Below are 19262 nucleotides of genomic sequence, written 5' to 3'. Positions count from 1 at the left end.
TTCCCCGCATGCGGATTATTTTTGCCGGTACCCCTGAGCCAGCCGTTGTGGCCTTGGAAAAGCTGCTTGCCTCGTCGCACGAGGTGGTGGCGGTAATCACTCGCCCAGACGCGAAGAAGGGCCGCGGCCGCACTCTTCACCCGAGCCCAGTGAAGGCGCTCGCCCAAGAACATGGCATTGAAGTATTGACCCCAACCACCCTGCGCCCTGACTCGGAGGACGGGCAGGCGCTGCGTGCCCGCTTAAAGGAATTGCAACCAGAGGCGATTCCGGTGGTGGCCTACGGCAATCTGGTGACTAAGGACCTGCTGGAACTACCACAGCATGGCTGGGTAAACCTGCACTTTTCTTTGCTTCCGGCATGGCGCGGCGCGGCACCAGTGCAGGCTGCCATTGCCGCAGGCGATGACGTGACCGGCGCATCAACCTTCCGCATCGAAGAGGGCCTGGATACGGGCCCGGTGCTCGGCACCGTGACGGAGGAGATTAAAGGCACCGATACTGCCGATGACCTGTTGACGCGCCTGGCCTATTCCGGTGGCGATTTGCTCGTGGCCACCATGGATGGCTTAGCCGCGGGGCAGCTGGAGGCGCAACCACAGCAGGGGGAGGCTACCTATGCGCCGAAAATCTCTACCGCGCAGGCACGCGTGGAGTGGACCCAACCGGCCTTTGCCATCGATCGGCACATTCGCGCACACACGCCTGGGCCGGGTGCATGGACCATGTGGGACGAGGCCCGCGTGAAGATTGGACCGGTCAGCCTCATAGAAGAGGCGGCGGTTCCACAGGAACTAGCACCAGGGCAGCTGCACATTGCCAAGAACGCCGTATTCATCGGTACCGGTACGCAGCCAGTCCAGCTGGGTAAAATCCAGGCTCCGGGAAAGAAGATGATGAATGCGGCCGATTGGGCCCGCGGACTAGGCAAGGATGCCGAGGTGAAGTTTCAATGAGCGGTGGTTTCCGTTCCCGCAGCAAGTCCGGGGATAAGTCCCCGGAGGGTAAGCCGCAGGACTCCCACAAATCCACTGGTGCGAAGGGCCGAGATGGCCGCCCGCAACGGCAGCAGCGTGGTGGGCGCGGTGGGCAGCATAGGGGCCGGCAGGCTGCTAAGGGCCAGCGTCCCGGCAAGCGCCAGGAAGGCGGACTGATTCAGGCCGCGCTGGCCGCGGGCGTGGATGCGCCGCGCGCGGTCGCCTTCGACGTGGTGCGCAGGGTAAGCGATGATGATGCCTTCGCTAACCTCATTTTGCCCAAGGCACTGCGCAAGCAAAAGCTCAAGGGGCGCGACGCCGCCTTTGCCACCGAAATCACCTATGGCACGCTGCGCACCCTTGGCGTAGTTGATGCCGTCATCGCAGAGTGCTCTTCGCGCGGCCTCGAGGACATTTCCCCCGCCGTGGTTGATGCCTTGCGCCTGGGCACCTATCAAGTTCTCTATACCCGCGTGGAGCCACACGCGGCGGTTGATACCACCGTTCGTTTGGTAGAAGCCGCCGGTGAAGTCAAGGCCAAGGGCTTTGCCAATGGCATCATGCGCACCATTACGCGGACGCCGGCCAAGGCTTGGCTGGACAAGCTCGCTCCACAGGGGGAAATCGCCGGCATCGCCTTTAAGCATGCCCACCCCACCTGGATTGCGGAATCGTTTAGCCGCGTGTTGGGCCTTGGGGAGTTGGAGACTGCCCTGGCGGCGGATTCGGATCGACCTTCGGTGCATCTGGTGGCTCGCCCAGGGGAAATCTCGGCCGAGGAATTGGCCCTGATGACCGGTAATGAGGAGGGGCGCTATTCCCCTTATGCGGTGTACATGGAATCCGGTGACCCCGGCCAATTGGAACCCGTGCGCCAAGGATTGGCGGCCGTGCAGGATGAGGGCTCGCAGCTGATTGCTCGCGCGGTATGCGAGGCGCCCCTCGAGGGCGAGGACACCGGCCGGTGGCTGGATCTCTGCGCCGGTCCCGGCGGAAAGGCGGCCTTGATGGGGGCGCTTGCCCGCATCGACTCCGCGCATGTTGATGCAGTGGAGGTATCTCCGCACCGAGCGGCGCTGATTGAAAAGACGGTGAGCGACTTGCCCGTAGACGTTCGTGTGGCAGATGGCCGAAATCCCGGCGTGGGAGAGGGCTTTGACCGCGTGCTTGTCGACGCCCCTTGTTCCGGCCTTGGCGCGCTCCGTCGCCGCCCAGAGGCGCGGTGGCGCAAGTCGGAGGCCGATATTGCTGAGCTCAACCAGCTGCAATTCGAGCTCTTGTCTTCCGCATTAAACCTGGTGCGTCCAGGTGGTGTGGTTATCTACTCCACGTGTTCGCCAGATCTGCGCGAAACCCGGGGCATCGTTGACCGCGCCGTGCGCGAACTCGGCGCCGAAGAACTCGATGCACATGCTCTCATTCCTGATATGGGCGATGTGGGCCATGAGAAATCCGTGCAGATGTGGCCGCATCGGCACGGTACCGACGCCATGTTCTTTGCGGCGCTTCGCCGCGCAGCCGACTAATCGCGATAGACTGGTGGGCATGTCCGCACCGATCATTTCCCCTTCCATCCTGGCTGCCGATTTTTCTCGCTTGGGCGAGGAACTAGCGGCGATTGATACCGCAGACTGGGTCCATGTGGACATTATGGATGGGCACTTTGTGCCCAACCTGTCCTTCGGCCCAGATATCACGGCCACGGTCCATCGCAGCACCGATAAGCCACTAGATGTCCACCTCATGATCGAGGAACCCGAAAAGTGGGTGGAGACCTATGCCAAGGCGGGCGCACATACGATTATCTTCCACGTGGAGGCCGTCGCCGATGACCAGGCGGCAGTGGACTTGGCCCAGCGCATCCGCGATTTGGGCGTGCGTGCGGCCTTTTCCATCAAGCCAGGCACCGCCATCGAACCGTGGTTAGATAAGCTGCACCATTTCGATGAGGTGCTCGTGATGTCTGTGGAGCCTGGCTTCGGTGGGCAAAAGTTCATGCCGGAGATGCTGGAGAAGGTCCGTAAGTTGCGCCGCAGCATTGATGATCAGGGCCTTGATACCGTCATCGAGATCGATGGCGGTATTTCACCCGAGACCATCGGGGCAGCCGCCGAGGCGGGCTGCGACGCTTTCGTGGCAGGCTCAGCCGTATTCAAGTCGGACGATCCCGCCGGCGTCGTGAAGCAGCTGCGTGATCTGGCGGCTGGTGCCTAATGGGCGCGGGGCTACAAGACAGCAACATCTCCGCAGCGCTATTGCGCGCAATGGCCGCGGGTGCTGAGGTCCGCGGAACCACGAGCCCTAATCCACCGGTAGGCGCGGTCATCGTGTCCCCAGCCGGGGAAATTGTGGGCGTCGGCGCCACCCAGCCCGTAGGAGGTGCGCATGCCGAGGTCATGGCGTTGCGTGAGGCCGGAGATAAGGCGCGCGGGGCCACGGCCGTGGTCACCTTGGAACCCTGCGCGCACACCGGCCGCACGGGTCCCTGTGCGCAGGCGCTTATCGATGCCGGCGTGGCTCGCGTGTACTACCTCCACGCCGATCCCACCCCGCAGGCTGCGGGTGGAGCAGAAGTGTTGGCGCGGGCTGGAGTGGACGTCGCCAAGCTAGAAAAGCCCCCGCACGCCGAGGATGCTTTGGGGCCATGGCTATTCGCCGTGCGCACCCAACGGCCCCACGTCACCTTGAAGTTCGCGCAAACGCTGGACGGTTTTACGGCCGCGGCCGATGGAACCAGCCAATGGATTACGGGCGAGGCAGCGCGTGACTGGGTGCATGCCGATAGGGCGCACCGCGATGCCATCGTGGTAGGTACCGGTACGGCGCTGGCTGATAATCCCTCGCTCACTGCGCGCTTGAGCGACGGCAGCTTGCGCGCGCACCAGCCCCGCCGGGTGGTCATTGGCAAGCGTGATTTGGAATCGGCGGGCGATGCAGCAAGCCACCTGCGCGAGTTGGGGTACGAGCAGTACGACAGCATCGAAGAAGCTCTCTACGAACTCTACGCCACCGGTGCCCGCGACGTCCTCGTGGAAGGAGGCGCAGGCCTGGCCAGCAGCTTTCTCAAGGCTGACTTGGTGGATGCCATCTCTGCCTATATCGCGCCACTTTTGCTGGGCGAGGGCCGCGGCGTGCTCGCGCACCCCGTGACCCAGACGCTGGCAGAAGCCACCCGTTTCCGCCGGGTGGGAATGAAGGCGCTGGGTGATGACGTTCTTATTGAATACGTGCGCTAGGCGCTGGACAAAGCAGTGAGCGAGAAAGGTTGGACGTGTTTACTGGGCTAGTACAAGAGTTGGGCACCGTGGAGGCAATGGAACCGCATGCAGACGCGCTGCGTTTGAGCATTCGTGCCCCGCGTACCGTTGCGGAGGCCGCACTGGGTGATTCCATTGCCATTAACGGCGTATGCCTTACCGTGGCGGATCTGTCGGCCGATACTTTTTGTGCGGATGTGATGCAGGAGTCCCTTGACCGCACCGCCCTGGGGCGCCTTGCCGAGGGCGATCCGGTCAATGTAGAGCCGGCGCTGCTTCCCACCACCCGGCTGGGTGGGCACATCATGCAAGGCCACGTGGACGGCACCGCTACGCTGCAGAGCCGAACTAGCTCCGAGAACTGGGATGTGCTGCGGTTTAGCTTGCCGTCCGAGCTTGCCCGGTACGTCGTGGAAAAGGGGTCCATTGCCGTGAGCGGCACCTCGCTGACCGTGAGCGCCGTGGGCCCAGACTGGTTCGAGGTATCCCTTATCCCCACCACACTGCGCGATACCATCCACGGTGCATTGCCGGTGGGAGGAGAGGTAAACCTCGAGGTGGATGTGCTGGCCAAGTATGTAGAAAAGATGCTTCACCCCGAAGCTTAACCCCCTGGGGCTAAGGACTAGACTGCTACCTTATGAGCGCGAGTGATAATTCCATCCGTCTAGATTCCATCGACCAGGCCATCGCGGATATCGCCGCTGGTAAGCCGGTTGTTGTCATCGATGATGAGGATCGCGAAAACGAAGGCGATCTGATTTTCGCCGCGGAGCTAGCCACCCCGGAACTCGTGGCCTTCATGGTGCGCTATTCCTCTGGATATATCTGCGCACCCTTATTGCCAGACGATTGCAACCGCCTGAACCTTCCGCCGATGCTGGCGGTCAACCAGGATGTACGCGGCACCGCCTATACGGTGACCGTGGACGCAGCAACGGGCAGTACCGGTATTTCTGCGACTTCGCGCGCAGAAACCATCCGGCGTCTGGCAGACCCAAACACCACGCCCGGCGAATTCACCCGGCCAGGTCACGTGGTGCCGCTGTGCGCCCGCCCAGGTGGCGTTCTGGAGCGCGACGGCCATACTGAGGCTTCCATTGATCTGGCCCGTTTGGCGGGCCTGCGCCCGGCCGGTGTGCTGTGCGAGATCGTCTCTGAGGATGACCCCACGGATATGGCGCGCTCGCCAGAACTGCGCCGCTTTGCCGATACGCATGGGCTCTCCATGATTTCTATCGCGCAGCTCATCGAGTGGCGCCGCCATAATGAAACCCAAGTCACCCGCCAGGTAACCACTGAGCTGCCTACCGAATACGGTCACTTCACCGCCATTGGTTACCGCCACGAGGTAGACGGGCAGGAGCACGTTGCGTTGGTCGCAGGGGATCCCGCCCACCTGCGCGGCGCGCGCGACGTCCTAGTGCGCGTCCATTCGGAATGCCTAACCGGCGATGCCTTTGGCTCACGACGCTGCGATTGCGGGCCTCAACTGCATGAATCCATGTGCCTTATCAGCCAAGAAGGCCGCGGCGTGGTCATCTACCTGCGCGGTCAGGAAGGACGCGGCATCGGGCTTTTGCATAAGTTGGAGGCGTACCGCCTGCAGGATTCGGGCATGGATACCGTCGATGCCAACCTGGAGCAGGGCCTGCCCGAGGACGCCCGCGAGTACTCCGTGGCCGGGCAGATCCTTCGCGATCTCGGCATAGAATCCGCAAACCTTTTAACCAATAATCCGCATAAGGGCGAAGGGCTGAGCGGATTTGGCGTGGATGCCAGCCACCACACGCCGCTGGCCACCCCAGCACACGCGGATAATATTGAATACTTGCGTACTAAGCGCGACCGCATGGGCCACGACCTTCCGCAGGTCGCCCAGTGGGATGCCGAACATAAGTAGAGCTTTGACGTGCAATTGAAAGGAAAGCGATGAGTAAAGAAGGCCTGCCTGATATTGCCCAGGTAGATGGCAGTGGACTGCGCGTTGCCGTGGTTACTGCTACGTGGAACGCAGAAATCTGCGACCAGCTCCATGCCCAGGCGGTGCAGACTGCAACCGATAATGGGGCCGAGGTTGCCGAATACCGAGTGGTAGGTGCGCTGGAACTTGGCGTTGTGGTCCAAGCCGCAGCCCGTGCCTACGATGCCGTGGTGGCCCTAGGCTGCGTTATCCGTGGCGGCACCCCGCACTTTGACTACGTGTGCGATTCCGTCACCCAGGCGCTGACTCGCATCTCGCTCGATGAATCCACCCCGGTTGCTAACGGTGTGCTGACAGTCAACGACCAGCAGCAAGCCATCGACCGCGCTGGTTTTGCAGATTCGGTAGAAAACAAGGGCGCCGAAGCTATGATTGCAGCTTTAGATACCGTGCTGCAGTTGCGTACACTAAACGCAGCACAGAAGTAACCGCTAGCAATGCGTCAGCGCCCGATGCTTGACCACTAAGGTGGCCGGCGGGGCGCGCCCCAAAGGAGTATGCACATGAACGAGGCGCAGGCCCCAAAGAATCCGCAGCACAGCCGCCAGCTTAGCGACGCCGAAGTATTGGCCTATACCAGCGCCGATCCCTTCGCACAGACCACGTCTAAGCCATGGGAGTTTACGGCAACCTCGCCTTTCCTCCGCAAGGTGGCTATCGCCTGGGTGATCCTCGTTATGGCCATCCATATCTTCATGGGAGTTACCTTGGATGTGTCCTTTACCGGTGCGCACGTGACTACCATCGACAAATTCGCCTTCCCTGGCGTCGGTGTTCTCATTTCCGTTCTGTCTTGGATCGCTCTAAACCGACCACGCCTGCGCGCCAATGAGGATGGGGTAGAGGTCCGCAATATCGTGGGCACGCGCTTTTATCCGTGGCAGGTGGTCTACGGGCTTTCCTTCCCCGTAGGCCAGCGTATGGCACGCCTTGAGCTGCCCGAATTCGAATTCGTCCCCGTCTGGGCGTTGCAATCTGGCGATAAGGACACCGTCATCGACAACGTCCGCCGCTTCCGCGACGTGGAAGCCAAGTACATGCCTCAGGATTAACAATTGGCTGACCCCACCACCTACCGCCCGGCTCCTGGTACCATCCCCACCGACCCGGGCGTCTATAAGTTCCGCGATGAAAACCGCCGCGTTATCTACGTGGGCAAAGCCAAGAACCTGCGCGCTCGGCTGTCCAACTATTTTCAGGACATCACGCAACTGCACCCGCGCACGCGCCAAATGGTGCTCACCGCCAACTCGGTGGAGTGGACGGTAGTTGCCAGCGAGGTGGAAGCCCTGCAGTTGGAGTACACGTGGATCAAGCGCTTTGATCCACACTTCAACGTCATGTACCGCGACGATAAAACCTATCCTATGCTCGCGGTTTCGGTCGGGGAGACGGTCCCTCGCGCCTTTTTCTACCGTGGCCCGCGGCGAAAGGGCGTGCGCTATTTCGGCCCCTATTCTCATGCCTGGGCCGTGCGCGAAAGCTTGGACTTGCTTACCCGCGTCTTTCCCATGCGCACCTGCTCCAAGGGAGTGTATAACCGGCATGAGCGGCTCGGGCGTCCGTGCCTTTTGGGATACATCGGCAAATGCGATGCACCCTGCATTGGCCGAGTAAGCAAGGAAGACCACCGCGAGACGGTCAACGATCTCGTGTCCTTCATGAATGGCAACACCGGTTCAGTGCGCCGCAAACTCACCCAGGACATGGAGCAGGCCGCCGAGAACTTAGAGTTCGAGCGAGCGGCGCGCCTGCGCGATGATTTGGGCGCTATTGACAAGATTATGGAACAGCAGGCCGTGGTCTTCACAGACGGCACGGATGCTGATCTCATTGCTTTTAACTCCGATGAACTTGAGGCAGCGGTACAGATTTTCCACGTTCGCGATGGGCGCATTCGCGGTCAGCGCGGTTGGGTAGTTGAACGCGCCGGCGATCAGGCGAGTTCAGAGCCCTTGGAAGAAGGAAAACCTGATCCCGCGCTGCCCGCGTTGGTACAAAACTTCCTCATCCAGTTCTATTCCGATGCAGTAGAGCGCGAGAAACAAGAAGCGCGCGAAGATGCTGCGCTCGCCGCGGACGTGAAGCGGCGCGGGGTGGACCAAGAATCGCACATGAAATCCCGCCGCGTGCAGGTTATACCACGCCAGATTTTGGTTCAGGCCCTGCCGGATGAACCGGAGCAGGTCAACGCGTTGTTGGAGGAGCTGCGCGGTGCCCAGGTGGACCTGCGTGTTCCCCAGCGTGGCGATAAAAAGCAGCTTATGGCCACGGTAGAGAAAAACGCCAAGGAGCAGTTGCGCCAACATAAGCTCAAGCGGGTAGGAGACCTCACCGCACGCTCGGCGGCATTGCAGGATATTCAAGAAGCCCTAGGCATGGAACAAGCCCCATTGCGCATCGAATGTACCGATATCTCGCACATTCAAGGCACAGATGTGGTTGCTTCCCTAGTGGTCTTTGAAGATGGTTTGCCCAAGAAGTCGGACTATAGGCGCTACCGCATCAAGGAGGCGGCAGGCGATGGCCGCTCGGATGACGTCGGTTCTATCGCAGAGATCACGCGCCGTCGGTTTAAGCGCCACAAGCAAGATAAGCTGGCCCATCCGGATGAGGAAGTAGAAGAGTCTTCCTTTGCAGAGGAGAAGGTGGCGGAAGAATCTGCCGAAGCGGGTCGCCGCTTTGCGTATCCACCGCAGCTTTTTATCGTGGATGGCGGTGCGCCCCAGGTGGCCGCGGCTCAAGAAGTATTTGATGAGTTAGGCATCGTGGATGTAACCCTGGTGGGCCTGGCCAAGCGCCTCGAGGAGATCTGGATTCCCGGCGATGATGAGCCGGTGATTTTGCCGCGAAACTCGCAAGCGCTCTTCCTCCTGCAGCAAATTCGTGATGAAGCCCACCGCTTCGCTATTACTTACCATCGGCAGCAGCGCTCAAAGCGGATGCGTTCCTCGGTACTCGATTCCGTGCCGGGATTGGGACCGCAACGGCGCACCGATCTGGTCAAGCATTTCGGTTCGGTGAAAAAGCTCAAGGCCGCCACTGTGGATGAGATCTGTGAGGTCAACGGTTTTGGTCCAAAACTGGCCCAGACCGTGTACGAGAGTTTGCATGATTCTGCGGGCAATTAAGTGGCATTCTCCTAGAAGCGGCGAATCCTAAAGCGCTAGAATGTTGGGCATGACGCATTTCGAAACTCCACCCATTTTGATAACCGGCATGTCCGGCGGCGGGTTGAGTTCCGCTGCCAAAGTGTTCGAGGACAAGGGCTACTACGTGGCCCACAATATTCCGCCTCGCGCCATTGTTGACCTGCTCAAGCTGTGCAACCAAGAGGAAACTCCGGTGGGCAAGGTAGCAGCCGTCACGGATGTGCGCTCGCGCATGTTCCCAGGGTCTCTGTTGGAGATTATGGATGAGCTTACGGAACTAAATATGAAGCCCACCGTGCTCTTTTTGGATGCTCGCGATGATGTACTCATCCGCCGCTTCGATTCGGTGCGGCGCACCCACCCCTTGCAGGAGGGGGACACGCTCAAAGTAGGAATCCAACGCGAGCGCCAGGCAGTGGCAGAAGTGCGTTCCCATGCGGATATCATTATCGATACGACCAACCTATCCATTCATGATCTCCGCCGTGCCATTGAGGCCGCCTTTGGTGAGATGCAAAATGCAAAGCAGCATGTCACCGTCGAATCCTTTGGATTTAAGAATGGCTCGCCCCGCGATGCTGACTTAGTAGTAGACGTGCGGTTCCTGCCCAACCCCTATTGGGTTCCAGAACTGCGCGGATACCGCGGTACGGATGAACCAGTTGCCCACTATGTGCTCTCGCAGCCAGCGGCGCAGGAATTCGTAGACAATTTCTTGCAGATGTTTTCCACCATGCTGGATGGCTACCGCCATGAGGGTAAGAACTTCATCACGCTTGGCGTCGGTTGCACGGGCGGTCACCACCGGTCCGTTGCCGTCGCAGAGGCTATTGCGGCGCGCCTGCGGGACAATGACACCTTAGACGTCAGCACCTTACATAGGGATATCGCTCGAGGTTAGAGCACAGGAGTTTTAACGCTTTTATGACCAATCCTTCACACATGGTCTGCCTTGGCGGCGGCCATGGACTTTATCAAACCCTTCTGTCCGCACGCTTTAGCGAGGCGGCCGATATTTCTGCCATTGTTACGGTCGCGGATGATGGCGGATCCTCTGGCCGTTTGCGCCGCGAGCTGGAAATCATCCCACCGGGTGACCTGCGCATGGCGCTGGCTGCCTTGGCTAATAGTGACCCAGTGGGGGACTTGTGGGCGCGAACCTTGCAACACCGTTTCGGTGGCAATGGCGCGATGGCAGGGCATGCGGTGGGCAATCTGATGATTGCGGGATTGACGGATGTGCTCGGCGATTATCAAGCTGCCCTGGATACTATCGCAGAACTTACTAATTCCCAGGGGCGAGTCTTCCCAGTGGTCAACCAGGCCTTAGAGATTGAGGCGGATGTTGCCGGGCTTGACGACGACCCCCGTGTCATGCGCCAAGTCCGCGGCCAGGTTGCCGTCGCTTCCACGCCGGGCCAGGTGCGGCGCGTGCGCATCGTGCCCGAACAGCCCAGCGCGAATCCGGATGCGCTCGATGCCATCCAGCGCGCGGATCTCATCACCATCGGTCCAGGCTCGTGGTTTAGTTCGGTATTGCCACATACTCTCGTGCCGGAGGTAGTGGATGCGATTTCTGCTTCCGATGCGCTGCGCGTCGTTGTTTTGAACCTTTCGGCCGAGCCTGGTGAGACTAATGGCTTTTCCGCCGAGCGTCACTTGCATGTGCTCGCTCAACACGCCCCTGATCTGCGGATTGACCGCATTTTGGTGGATGAGGCGGCTTTGCCCACCGATAGTGAGCGCGTCTATATTCAGCGCGCCGCGCAGTCCTTAGGCGCTCGCGCTACCTTCGCGGATGTGAGCCAAGTTGATGCCAATGGCCGTAGCATCAATAAGCACGACCCGGAAAAGCTGTCTACAGCACTTCTGGACCTATATTCGGACTATCGCAGCGCTCGCGATTAGAACCGGCGCCTACTCTTCCGGCTAGCGTGCGGCCGATCGCGCTCGACCGACTGCACGTCGACCGGGCGCGCGCGGTATGATGTCAGAAATCCTTTCACCGCACTGGGCTGGGAGCGATGGCTCTGGCCGGTATGCGAACTTTGTGACTGTGAGAAAAGAAATGGGGCGAACTAGGTGACCACACCATTGACCGACCAGGTCAAAGAAGAATTGACGGCTGTCGTTGTGCCACGCCAGTCCGCTCGCGCTGCCGAACTGGCGGCGATGTTGCGCTTCGCCGGCGAGCTAGATATTTCCGGCGACAGCATGTCCTATGAGCTAGAGCTAGAAAGCCACGCTATTGCACGGCGCTTCATCAACGCTCTTGATGACCTGTATGGGATCACTGCCGATAGCCATGTCGCTGGCCCGGCAGGAACCACCAAGAAGACTCGCGTAACGGTTCGCATCTCCACCGGCGCGAAAGAGCTGACCCGTCGGCTGGGCCTTATCACCCGCTCCGGTCATGCAGTAGTGGGGCTGCCGCCGCAGGTCATCTCCGGCACCGTGGCAGATAGCGAAGCAGCATGGCGCGGAGCCTTCCTTGCCCATGGCAGCCTCACGGAGCCCGGCCGCTCTTCCGCGCTGGAAGTTACCTGCCCGTGCCAAGAGGCTGCGTTGGCACTGGTGGGCTGCGCCCGCCGCCTTGGTATCTCTGCGAAGACCAAGGAAACTCGCGGTGAAGATCGCGTCGTTGTACGCGATGGTGATGCTATCGGGGCGCTTCTTACGCGTATGGGTGCTCAGGAGACTCGATTGAGCTGGGAAAAGAAGCGCGTCAGGCGGGAGGCGCACGATACGTCTCGGCGCTTGGACAATTTTGATGACGCCAACCTTCGGCGCTCTGCGCGCGCTGCGGTTACCGCGGCAGCGCGCGTTGACCGCGCCATGGAGATTTTGGGTGACGATGTTCCTGAGCACTTGGCAGACGCGGGCCGCTTGCGAGTTCAGCACCGCGAGGCTTCGCTCGAAGAGCTGGGCCGGTTGGCCGAGCCTCCTATGACTAAGGACGCAGTAGCTGGGCGTATTCGCCGCTTGCTGTCGATGGCCGATAAACGAGCCGAGGAGCTTGATATCCCCGATACCAATCAAGCGATTACAGATGACCTTTTCAACGAATCCTGACCCTCGGAATCACCTACATTAAAAGAACTCCCCGCAGTGCGGATACCAAAGTGGTAGGCGCAGCTGCGGGGAGATTTTTAGTGCCTTCCCGGCTAGCAGGTGCGCAACCGGTTAGCCAGAAGCGTTAAAGAACTAGGGCACGAGGAATCCTAGGACGTTGGTCATCAGGAATACGATGACGCAGACAAACGCAAGGAAGGCCACGGAGTAGCCCACTACGTTCTTCAGGATGACTGATTCCTTGCCCTCCATATTGATGGCGGTAGCCGCAATTGCAAGGGACTGCGGGGAGATCATCTTGCCCACAACGCCGCCTGCGGTATTGGCCGCGAGCATGAGGTCAGGATTCACGCTGATTCGCTCTGCCGCTGCAACCTGCAGGTTGGCAAAGAGGGCATTAGCAGACGTATCGGAGCCAGTAACCGCGGTACCAATCCAGCCCAGGACTGGGGCGAAGAGCGCAAAGATGCTGCCGGCAGAAGAGACGAACTCACCAATAGCAATAGTCTGGCCGGAGTAGTTCATCGTATAGGCCAAGGCCAGCACCAGGATGATGGTAAGAGCCGAGAACTTCATGCGGCTGACTACGTCCCCAAAGGCGCTTACTGGCTGCCCAAAGCTTAGGCTGTAGCGGCCATTTTCATTGAAGTAGTGGTAGACAACCGCAACAATAATGCCCGAGAGTAGCAGGAGCGTACCTGGATTGCCAAAGACATTGAAGCTGAAGCTGGTATCCATGAGCTTGCCGTCGGCGTCGACAATCGCGTCATCAAGCAAAGGCCAGGCAAAGTGGAGCTTGAGGAATCCGAAGATGGCTGGGGCGGCGGTGGCCACGGCAAAGACCACGGTCACTACGGCGTAGGGAAGCAGCGCCATCCAGATACGGCGTCCGTTGAGGTCGGTGGTGGACTCAGCGGCAGGCAGCTCGAGACGCTCGCGCAACTCCTTGACGCCCTTCGGCTTCCATACCCGGAGGAAGGCGAAAGCACAGCCCAAAGAGACGATGCAGGCGATGACGTTGGTGAGCTGGTACGCAAAGAAAGTCGCGGTCAACCACTGAGCCAACGCGAAGGAAATGCCAATCACGGCAGCAGCCGGGGCAGTTTCCTTGACACCGCGGAAGCCATCCAAGATGAAGGCGATGAGGAATGGCACGATGGCGGCGATGAGCAGCACCTGCAAGGAGATAAGTGCTGCGATGTCGTGGGTTTGCTCGGCGCTGCGACCGGCTACCTCGCCAGCAGTGGTTACGGGGATGCCAACCGCGCCAAAAGCAACCGGAGCGGTATTAGCAATCAGAACTACTGTAGCCGCGCGCAGTGGCTTCACACCGAGGGCCATGATCATGGTCGCGGTAATGGCTACGGGGGCACCAAAACCGGCGAGGGCCTCCAACAAACCGCCAAAACAGAAGGCGATGAGGATAGCCTGGATGCGAATATCGCCGTCACCCAAAAGGTCAAAGGTCTTGCGCAGGTCCTCGAAGCGCCCGGAAGCTACGGTGATTTCATAGAACCAGATTGCAGTAATGATGACCCAGACAATGGGCAGGAGCCCGAACAGCCCGCCGCGTACGGCAGAGGACAAAGCCATATCTACCGGCATGGAGAAGCCGGCGATGGCAATAATGAGGGATACTGCCAGGGCAACGGCGCCAGAAGTATGCGCGCGTGCCTTTACGCCTAGCAGCATGATAAAGAATGCAATGAGCGGGAGAATCGCCACCAGGGCGGTAAGCCCGAGGCTGTCACCCACAGCAGAGGTATTTATTTCGAACAAGAGAAGTCCTTGATTTCTACGGTGGTCTTGCCCGTAGGAGATTACGGGCACATGAAGCATTCTCACGGTGACCAACGGTGGCGCTAGAGCAGGCAGGGTTGCCTTAAACGCTTTGTGAGCCAGTGAGTAAGGAAAGCATATCGTGCGGTGGGTGTCACGGAAACAATACGGTCGTCTTGGTAGGTGTTAGCGGCAGCATTTCTCAATGTCCGATCGGACAGAGGCGGGCGCAACTCCTGAAGTGTAACGGTGATATATCTCACGTTTACGGGGTAAACACAACACAAACCCACGGGTTCGGGCCTATCCAGCGGGTTTATATGTGGGAAATAAAAAGGATCGGAAAGAGTGTACGCGCTTTTGGAAAGTCTGTCATCTACTAGTTCTTAAGGCTGCTGGGAGCCTGCGCTGACAAAAAACGCTCGGTAGTATCGGCAATGTAAGGGAAAACGCTCGGGCGCTTCTCAAACACAGACTTCATTGAAGGACCCGCGCACATACCCGTACACACATTTACTCGACTCTTTGAGGAGAAATACAGTGACTATCCGCGTAGGTATCAATGGCTTTGGCCGCATTGGCCGTAACTTTTTCCGTGCAGTCGCTCAGGGTGACAACGACCTCGAAGTTGTTGCAGTAAACGACCTGACCGACAACGGCACGCTGGCTAACCTGCTGAAGTACGACTCCGTACTGGGCCGCTTCGATGGCGAAATTACTCACGACGATGAGTCCATTACCGTTAACGGCCACCGCATCGTGGTAACCGCAGAAAAGGACCCGAAGCAGCTCAAGTGGGGCGAGTACAACGTAGACCTCGTCATCGAGTCCACCGGCCGCTTCACCAACGGCAACGACGCCAAGGCTCACCTCGAAGCTGGCGCCAAGAAGGTCATTATCTCCGCTCCGGGTAAGGAAGTAGACGCAACCTTCGTCTACGGCGTCAACTCTGACACCTATGATCCGGCAAACCACAACGTCATCTCCGCAGCATCCTGCACCACTAACTGCCTGGCACCGATGGCAAAGGTTCTCAACGACAAGTTCGGCATCGAAAAGGGCCTGATGACCACCGTTCACGCTTACACCGGCGACCAGCGGATCCAGGACGCTCCGCACAAGGATCCGCGCCGCGCCCGTGCCGCTGCAGTAAACATGGTGCCTACCTCCACTGGCGCTGCTAAGGCCGTATCCCTGGTTCTGCCTGAGCTGGACGGCAAGCTGGATGGTTACGCAATGCGCGTCCCGGTTATCACCGGCTCCGCTACCGACCTCACCTTCACCGCTTCCCGCGACGTCACTGCTGAGGAAATCAACGCTGCCCTGAAGGAAGCTGCTGAGGGCGAGCTCAAGGACACCCTCGCATACACCGAGGATCCGCTGGTTTCCACCGACATTGTTACCTCCCCGCACGGCTGCATCTTCGACTCCGGCATGACCAAGGTTTCCAACGGCAACCTGGTTAAGGTTTTGGGCTGGTACGACAACGAGTGGGGCTACACCTCCCAGCTCGTTCGCCTGACCAACTTGGTGGCAGACAAGCTCTAAACTAGAGCTCTAGCAATGAGGAACCGGCCCGATGCACGCCTTAACGGCGCTGCGTCGCGGCCGGTATTCTTATGTGTATAGCCTTTTAACCCGTCCGAATTAATTAAGGAGTAAATAATGGCTTTCCAGACACTTGACGATCTTCTCAAGGAGGGCGTCGAATCCCGCCACGTCCTCGTCCGCTCTGACTTCAATGTTCCACTTGATGAAGAGGGAAACATTACCGATCCCGGACGTATCAACGCTTCTCTTCCGACCATCAAGGCACTGGTAGAAGGTGGCGCAAAGGTCATTCTTTCCGCACACCTCGGTCGTCCCAAGGGTCAGGTAAACCCTAAGTTCTCTTTGGCTCCAGTAGCTGAAGCGCTGTCTGAAGCGCTTGACCAGTACGTTGCCCTAGCCGGCGACGTCACCGGAGAAGACGCTCATGAGCGTGCCAACGGCCTCAACGATGGCGACGTGATGTTGGTAGAAAACGTCCGCTTCGACCCCCGTGAGACCTCCAAGGACGAGGCTGAGCGCGGCCAGTTCGCTGACGAGCTCGTTGCTCTGGCAGCCGATAACGGCGCTTTTGTTTCCGATGGCTTTGGCGTTGTCCACCGTGCGCAGGCATCTGTGTATGACGTCGCTAAGCGCCTGCCGGCTTACGCAGGCAAGCTCGTAGAAAAGGAACTGTCGGTTCTGTCCACGGTAGTTAAGGAGCCGGAGCACCCGTACGTGGTTGTCCTCGGCGGCGCCAAGGTTTCGGACAAGCTCGGCGTGATTGAAGCACTGGCCGGCAAGGCAGACAAGGTCATCATTGGTGGCGGCATGTGCTACACCCTGCTGGCTGCCAAGGGCTACAACGTTCAAGAGTCCCTGCTGCAGGAAGATCAGATCGAAAACTGCAAGGACCTGCTCGAGCGCTTTGGTGACAAGCTGGTGCTTCCGGTTGATCTGATTGCTGCAAGCAAGTTCGCGGCGGATGCAGAGACCCAGGTGGTCGAGCTCGATAGCATCCCTGAGGGCTGGATGTCCCTGGATATTGGGCCAAAGTCCGTGGAAGAATTTGCAGAGGTTCTTGCTTCTTCCAAGACCGTCTTCTGGAATGGCCCGATGGGCGTATTCGAAATGGAAGCTTTCTCCAAGGGCACTGGTGGTGTAGCGCAGGCTATTATCGACGCCACCGCAAACAACGGTTCCTTCTCCGTCGTCGGTGGCGGCGACTCCGCTGCCTCCGTGCGCATGCTTGGCTTGGACGAGGACGGCTTCAGCCACATCTCCACCGGTGGCGGCGCCTCCCTCGAGTACCTCGAGGGCAAGGAGCTTCCGGGCGTATCTGTCCTGGAAGCCTAAAACTGCCTGATCAACTTGCCAAAAGAGAGGAAAAATTCATGGCACGCACCCCACTTATTGCAGGTAACTGGAAAATGAACCTCGACCACGTCGAGGCCATCGGCTCCGTTCAAAAGTTCGCCTTCTCCCTGCCAAAGGACTACTACGAGAAGGTCGACGTGGCCTACATGGTCCCGTTTACTGATATCCGCACTATCCAAACGCTGGTAGAGGGCGACAAGCTGCAGGTCACCTACGGTGCGCAGGACATCTCTAAGCACGAGTCCGGCGCATTCACTGGTGAAGTATCTGGCAAGATGCTGGCCAAGCTCGGCTGCAGCTGGGTGGTCGTGGGCCACTCGGAGCGCCGTCAGTACCACGGCGAGACCGATAAGCTCGTTGCAGAAAAGGCAGCCGCAGCATTGGACAATGGCATCAGCCCTATCGTGTGCGTAGGCGAGCCGCTGGCTGTACGCGAGGCCGGTACCCACGTGGACTACGTGGTCAACCAGACCCGCAATTCTTTGGCTGGCCTGAGCGCAGACCAGCTTGCCAAGACTGTTATCGCCTACGAGCCAGTTTGGGCGATTGGCACCGGCAAAGTTGCCTCCGCAGACGATGCCCAGGAAGTCTGCGCCGCCATCCGTGAGCTCGTAAAGGAGCTCGCAGGCGAGGAGGTTGCTGCAGGTATCCGCATTCTCTACGGTGGTTCCGTCAAGGTTGATTCCGTTGCAGAGATTGTCAGCAAGCCGGACGTCGACGGCGGCCTCATTGGTGGCGCTTCCTTGGTCGGGGAGGAGTTTGCCAAGTTGGCTGCCAACGCAGCTAATGCTCTGAGCTAACAGGAGTTATCACCTGTCACAGGTTTGCGCTAAGGCGCGGGTTGGAGTGGTTCCAGCCCGCGCCATCGTGTACAGTGGGCCGGTGTGATTACTTCGCTGTACGCGAAGCCTAAAAGTACGATTCCGCGCTAGCGGGTGGCGAGAGTTACCCACAGGGCGCACGTTAGAAATAAGGATTATCCTCATGGTCTTGGCACTGGAAATCATCTTGGTCATCGCAGCTATTTTGATGTCCATCTTCGTGCTGCTGCACAAGGGCAAAGGTGGCGGCCTGTCCAGCCTCTTCGGCGGCGGCGTGCAGTCTAACCTTTCCGGCTCGACCGTCGTGGAAAAGAACCTGGACCGTTACACCGTGATCATGGTAATTATCTGGCTTGCGTGCATCGTAGGCCTTAACCTCATCCAGGCATTCGCTTAAGCCACCAGCTGGAATAACGAAAGCGCCGGTATCGGCTTCCAACCTCTTGGTTCCCTGTGGGAACTGGAGGTGGGGAAGCGGTACCGGCGCTTTTTGTGTGGCGCCGAGTCACAAGTTCAGCTCGGCTGCGCGTTAGGCAGCCGTGCCTAGAGCTCGGAGGCAGCGTCATCGGCAAGGAAGAGGATGGTCTCCTCCTTACCGTGCACGCCTGCAGCCGGCCATTCTTCGGCTTCAGCGCCTTCAACGACATGCTTGGCAGCTTCCGCCTTGGCCTCGCCTGCAACAAGAAGCCAAATACGAGCAGACTTGTTTACCGCGGGAAGAGTAAGGGTAATGCGCTCGCTCGGCGGCTTGGGAGAGTCATGGACGGGAACAGCTAGCTCTTCTTGTTCCCGAACCGCCTCAGAATGGGGGAACAAGGAATTGATATGGCCCTCTTCGCCCATGCCCAGCAGATGCAGGTCGAATCCGTTCGGGGCGAATTCCTTTAGCTCTGGCTCATACGCACTCGCTGCGGCTTCCATGGACACCGCGCCCAGATCAAAGCCGTGAATATTCTGGTCCGGAATATCTACGTGATTGAGCAGGGCACTGCGTGCTTGACCTTCATTAGAATCTGCGTCAGAGACGGGCACATTACGCTCGTCGCCGAAAAAGACGTGAACGCGCGACCAATCGATGCGCTGGGCTGGAAAATTCTCGCCTTGCTGCTGTGCCGCGAACTCCAAACGAGCTAGCTCGTGAAGAACGCCAATTCCAGCGCCACCGCCGGTTAGGACAACTCGCGCGACCCCATCGTGGTGGAGCCCGCCACCGGCGGCCTGGATACGCGCTACGGTATCCACGAATTTCAGCGCGGCCTGGGAGATAAGGTCATCCACATCGCTTACGCGGTGAAGAGTTACCATGAGGTATCGCT

18 protein-coding genes are annotated in these 19262 nt (G+C 59.3%); 16 read left to right on the top strand and 2 right to left on the bottom strand.

Annotated features, from left to right (window positions below; all coding sequences use genetic code 11):
* Positions 1-8: 8 nt before the first annotated feature.
* The 12 genes from fmt (at position 9) to whiA (ending at position 12442) form a co-directional block, all read left to right on the top strand.
* Complete coding sequence (gene fmt, locus MHK00_RS04065) at positions 9-956, top strand: methionyl-tRNA formyltransferase (RefSeq protein ID WP_250410574.1); 948 nt, start codon at positions 9-11, stop codon at positions 954-956.
* Positions 953-2503, top strand: a complete 1551-nt coding sequence (locus MHK00_RS04060; protein WP_250410572.1) for an RsmB/NOP family class I SAM-dependent RNA methyltransferase — start codon at positions 953-955, stop codon at positions 2501-2503. The genes fmt and MHK00_RS04060 overlap by 4 nt, the downstream gene beginning before the upstream one ends.
* A 19-nt stretch (positions 2504-2522) precedes the next feature.
* The gene (gene rpe / locus MHK00_RS04055; RefSeq protein WP_005324881.1) at positions 2523-3191 is read left to right on the top strand and encodes a ribulose-phosphate 3-epimerase; all 669 of its coding nucleotides are present in this window, start codon (positions 2523-2525) and stop codon (positions 3189-3191) included.
* On the top strand, positions 3191-4213 hold the full coding sequence (gene ribD, locus MHK00_RS04050) for a bifunctional diaminohydroxyphosphoribosylaminopyrimidine deaminase/5-amino-6-(5-phosphoribosylamino)uracil reductase RibD (RefSeq protein ID WP_250410571.1): 1023 nt from the start codon (positions 3191-3193) through the stop codon (positions 4211-4213). Before rpe ends, ribD begins: the two co-directional genes overlap by 1 nt.
* A 35-nt stretch (positions 4214-4248) precedes the next feature.
* Positions 4249-4842, top strand: a complete 594-nt coding sequence (locus MHK00_RS04045; protein ID WP_179386540.1) for a riboflavin synthase — start codon at positions 4249-4251, stop codon at positions 4840-4842.
* 32 nt (positions 4843-4874) lie between these two features.
* On the top strand, positions 4875-6137 hold the full coding sequence (locus MHK00_RS04040; RefSeq protein WP_250410569.1) for a bifunctional 3,4-dihydroxy-2-butanone-4-phosphate synthase/GTP cyclohydrolase II: 1263 nt from the start codon (positions 4875-4877) through the stop codon (positions 6135-6137).
* A gap of 29 nt (positions 6138-6166) precedes the next feature.
* On the top strand, positions 6167-6646 hold the full coding sequence (gene ribH / locus MHK00_RS04035) for a 6,7-dimethyl-8-ribityllumazine synthase (protein ID WP_200435652.1): 480 nt from the start codon (positions 6167-6169) through the stop codon (positions 6644-6646).
* 75 nt (positions 6647-6721) lie between these two features.
* A complete protein-coding gene (locus MHK00_RS04030) occupies positions 6722-7270 on the top strand; it encodes a PH domain-containing protein (protein ID WP_040425246.1) in 549 nt (182 codons plus the stop codon).
* A gap of 3 nt (positions 7271-7273) precedes the next feature.
* The gene (uvrC, locus tag MHK00_RS04025; RefSeq protein WP_250410567.1) at positions 7274-9349 is read left to right on the top strand and encodes an excinuclease ABC subunit UvrC; all 2076 of its coding nucleotides are present in this window, start codon (positions 7274-7276) and stop codon (positions 9347-9349) included.
* A 40-nt stretch (positions 9350-9389) separates the two neighbouring features.
* Positions 9390-10271, top strand: coding sequence for an RNase adapter RapZ (rapZ, locus tag MHK00_RS04020; RefSeq protein ID WP_034668409.1), 882 nt, complete (start codon positions 9390-9392; stop codon positions 10269-10271).
* Between the two features lie 23 nt (positions 10272-10294).
* Positions 10295-11278, top strand: a complete 984-nt coding sequence (locus tag MHK00_RS04015; protein WP_005324869.1) for a gluconeogenesis factor YvcK family protein — start codon at positions 10295-10297, stop codon at positions 11276-11278.
* A gap of 174 nt (positions 11279-11452) precedes the next feature.
* Positions 11453-12442 (top strand): DNA-binding protein WhiA, encoded by a 990-nt coding sequence (whiA, locus tag MHK00_RS04010; RefSeq protein WP_250410565.1) that lies wholly within the window; start codon positions 11453-11455, stop codon positions 12440-12442.
* 132 nt (positions 12443-12574) lie between these two features.
* Here whiA and MHK00_RS04005 read toward each other — a convergent pair whose 3' ends face one another.
* Positions 12575-14221: an L-lactate permease gene (locus MHK00_RS04005; protein WP_436232065.1), complete on the bottom strand. Its 1647-nt coding sequence runs from the start codon at positions 14219-14221 to the stop codon at positions 12575-12577.
* 540 nt (positions 14222-14761) lie between these two features.
* On the opposite strand from MHK00_RS04005, the gene gap reads away from it, so the two are divergent.
* The 4 genes from gap to secG all read left to right on the top strand — a co-directional run bounded on the left by gap (position 14762) and on the right by secG (position 18343).
* A complete protein-coding gene (gene gap / locus MHK00_RS04000; RefSeq protein ID WP_250408520.1) occupies positions 14762-15769 on the top strand; it encodes a type I glyceraldehyde-3-phosphate dehydrogenase in 1008 nt (335 codons plus the stop codon).
* Positions 15770-15886: 117 nt separating this feature from the next.
* Positions 15887-17104 (top strand): phosphoglycerate kinase, encoded by a 1218-nt coding sequence (locus tag MHK00_RS03995; RefSeq protein ID WP_250410564.1) that lies wholly within the window; start codon positions 15887-15889, stop codon positions 17102-17104.
* A 38-nt stretch (positions 17105-17142) separates the two neighbouring features.
* A complete protein-coding gene (tpiA, locus tag MHK00_RS03990) occupies positions 17143-17925 on the top strand; it encodes a triose-phosphate isomerase (protein WP_005328415.1) in 783 nt (260 codons plus the stop codon).
* Between the two features lie 184 nt (positions 17926-18109).
* Positions 18110-18343, top strand: coding sequence for a preprotein translocase subunit SecG (gene secG / locus MHK00_RS03985; protein ID WP_150851357.1), 234 nt, complete (start codon positions 18110-18112; stop codon positions 18341-18343).
* 146 nt (positions 18344-18489) lie between these two features.
* On the opposite strand, the gene pgl is transcribed toward secG, so the two are convergent.
* The gene (gene pgl, locus MHK00_RS03980; protein WP_200435649.1) at positions 18490-19251 is read right to left on the bottom strand and encodes a 6-phosphogluconolactonase; all 762 of its coding nucleotides are present in this window, start codon (positions 19249-19251) and stop codon (positions 18490-18492) included.
* Positions 19252-19262 lie beyond the last annotated feature (11 nt).

It is taken from the genome of Corynebacterium tuberculostearicum (assembly GCF_022347385.1).
GTDB classification, from domain to species: Bacteria; Actinomycetota; Actinomycetes; order Mycobacteriales; family Mycobacteriaceae; genus Corynebacterium; species Corynebacterium tuberculostearicum_M.
The sequence above is the reverse complement of the archived record's forward strand: the minus strand, read 5'-3'. Positions and strand labels throughout refer to the sequence as shown.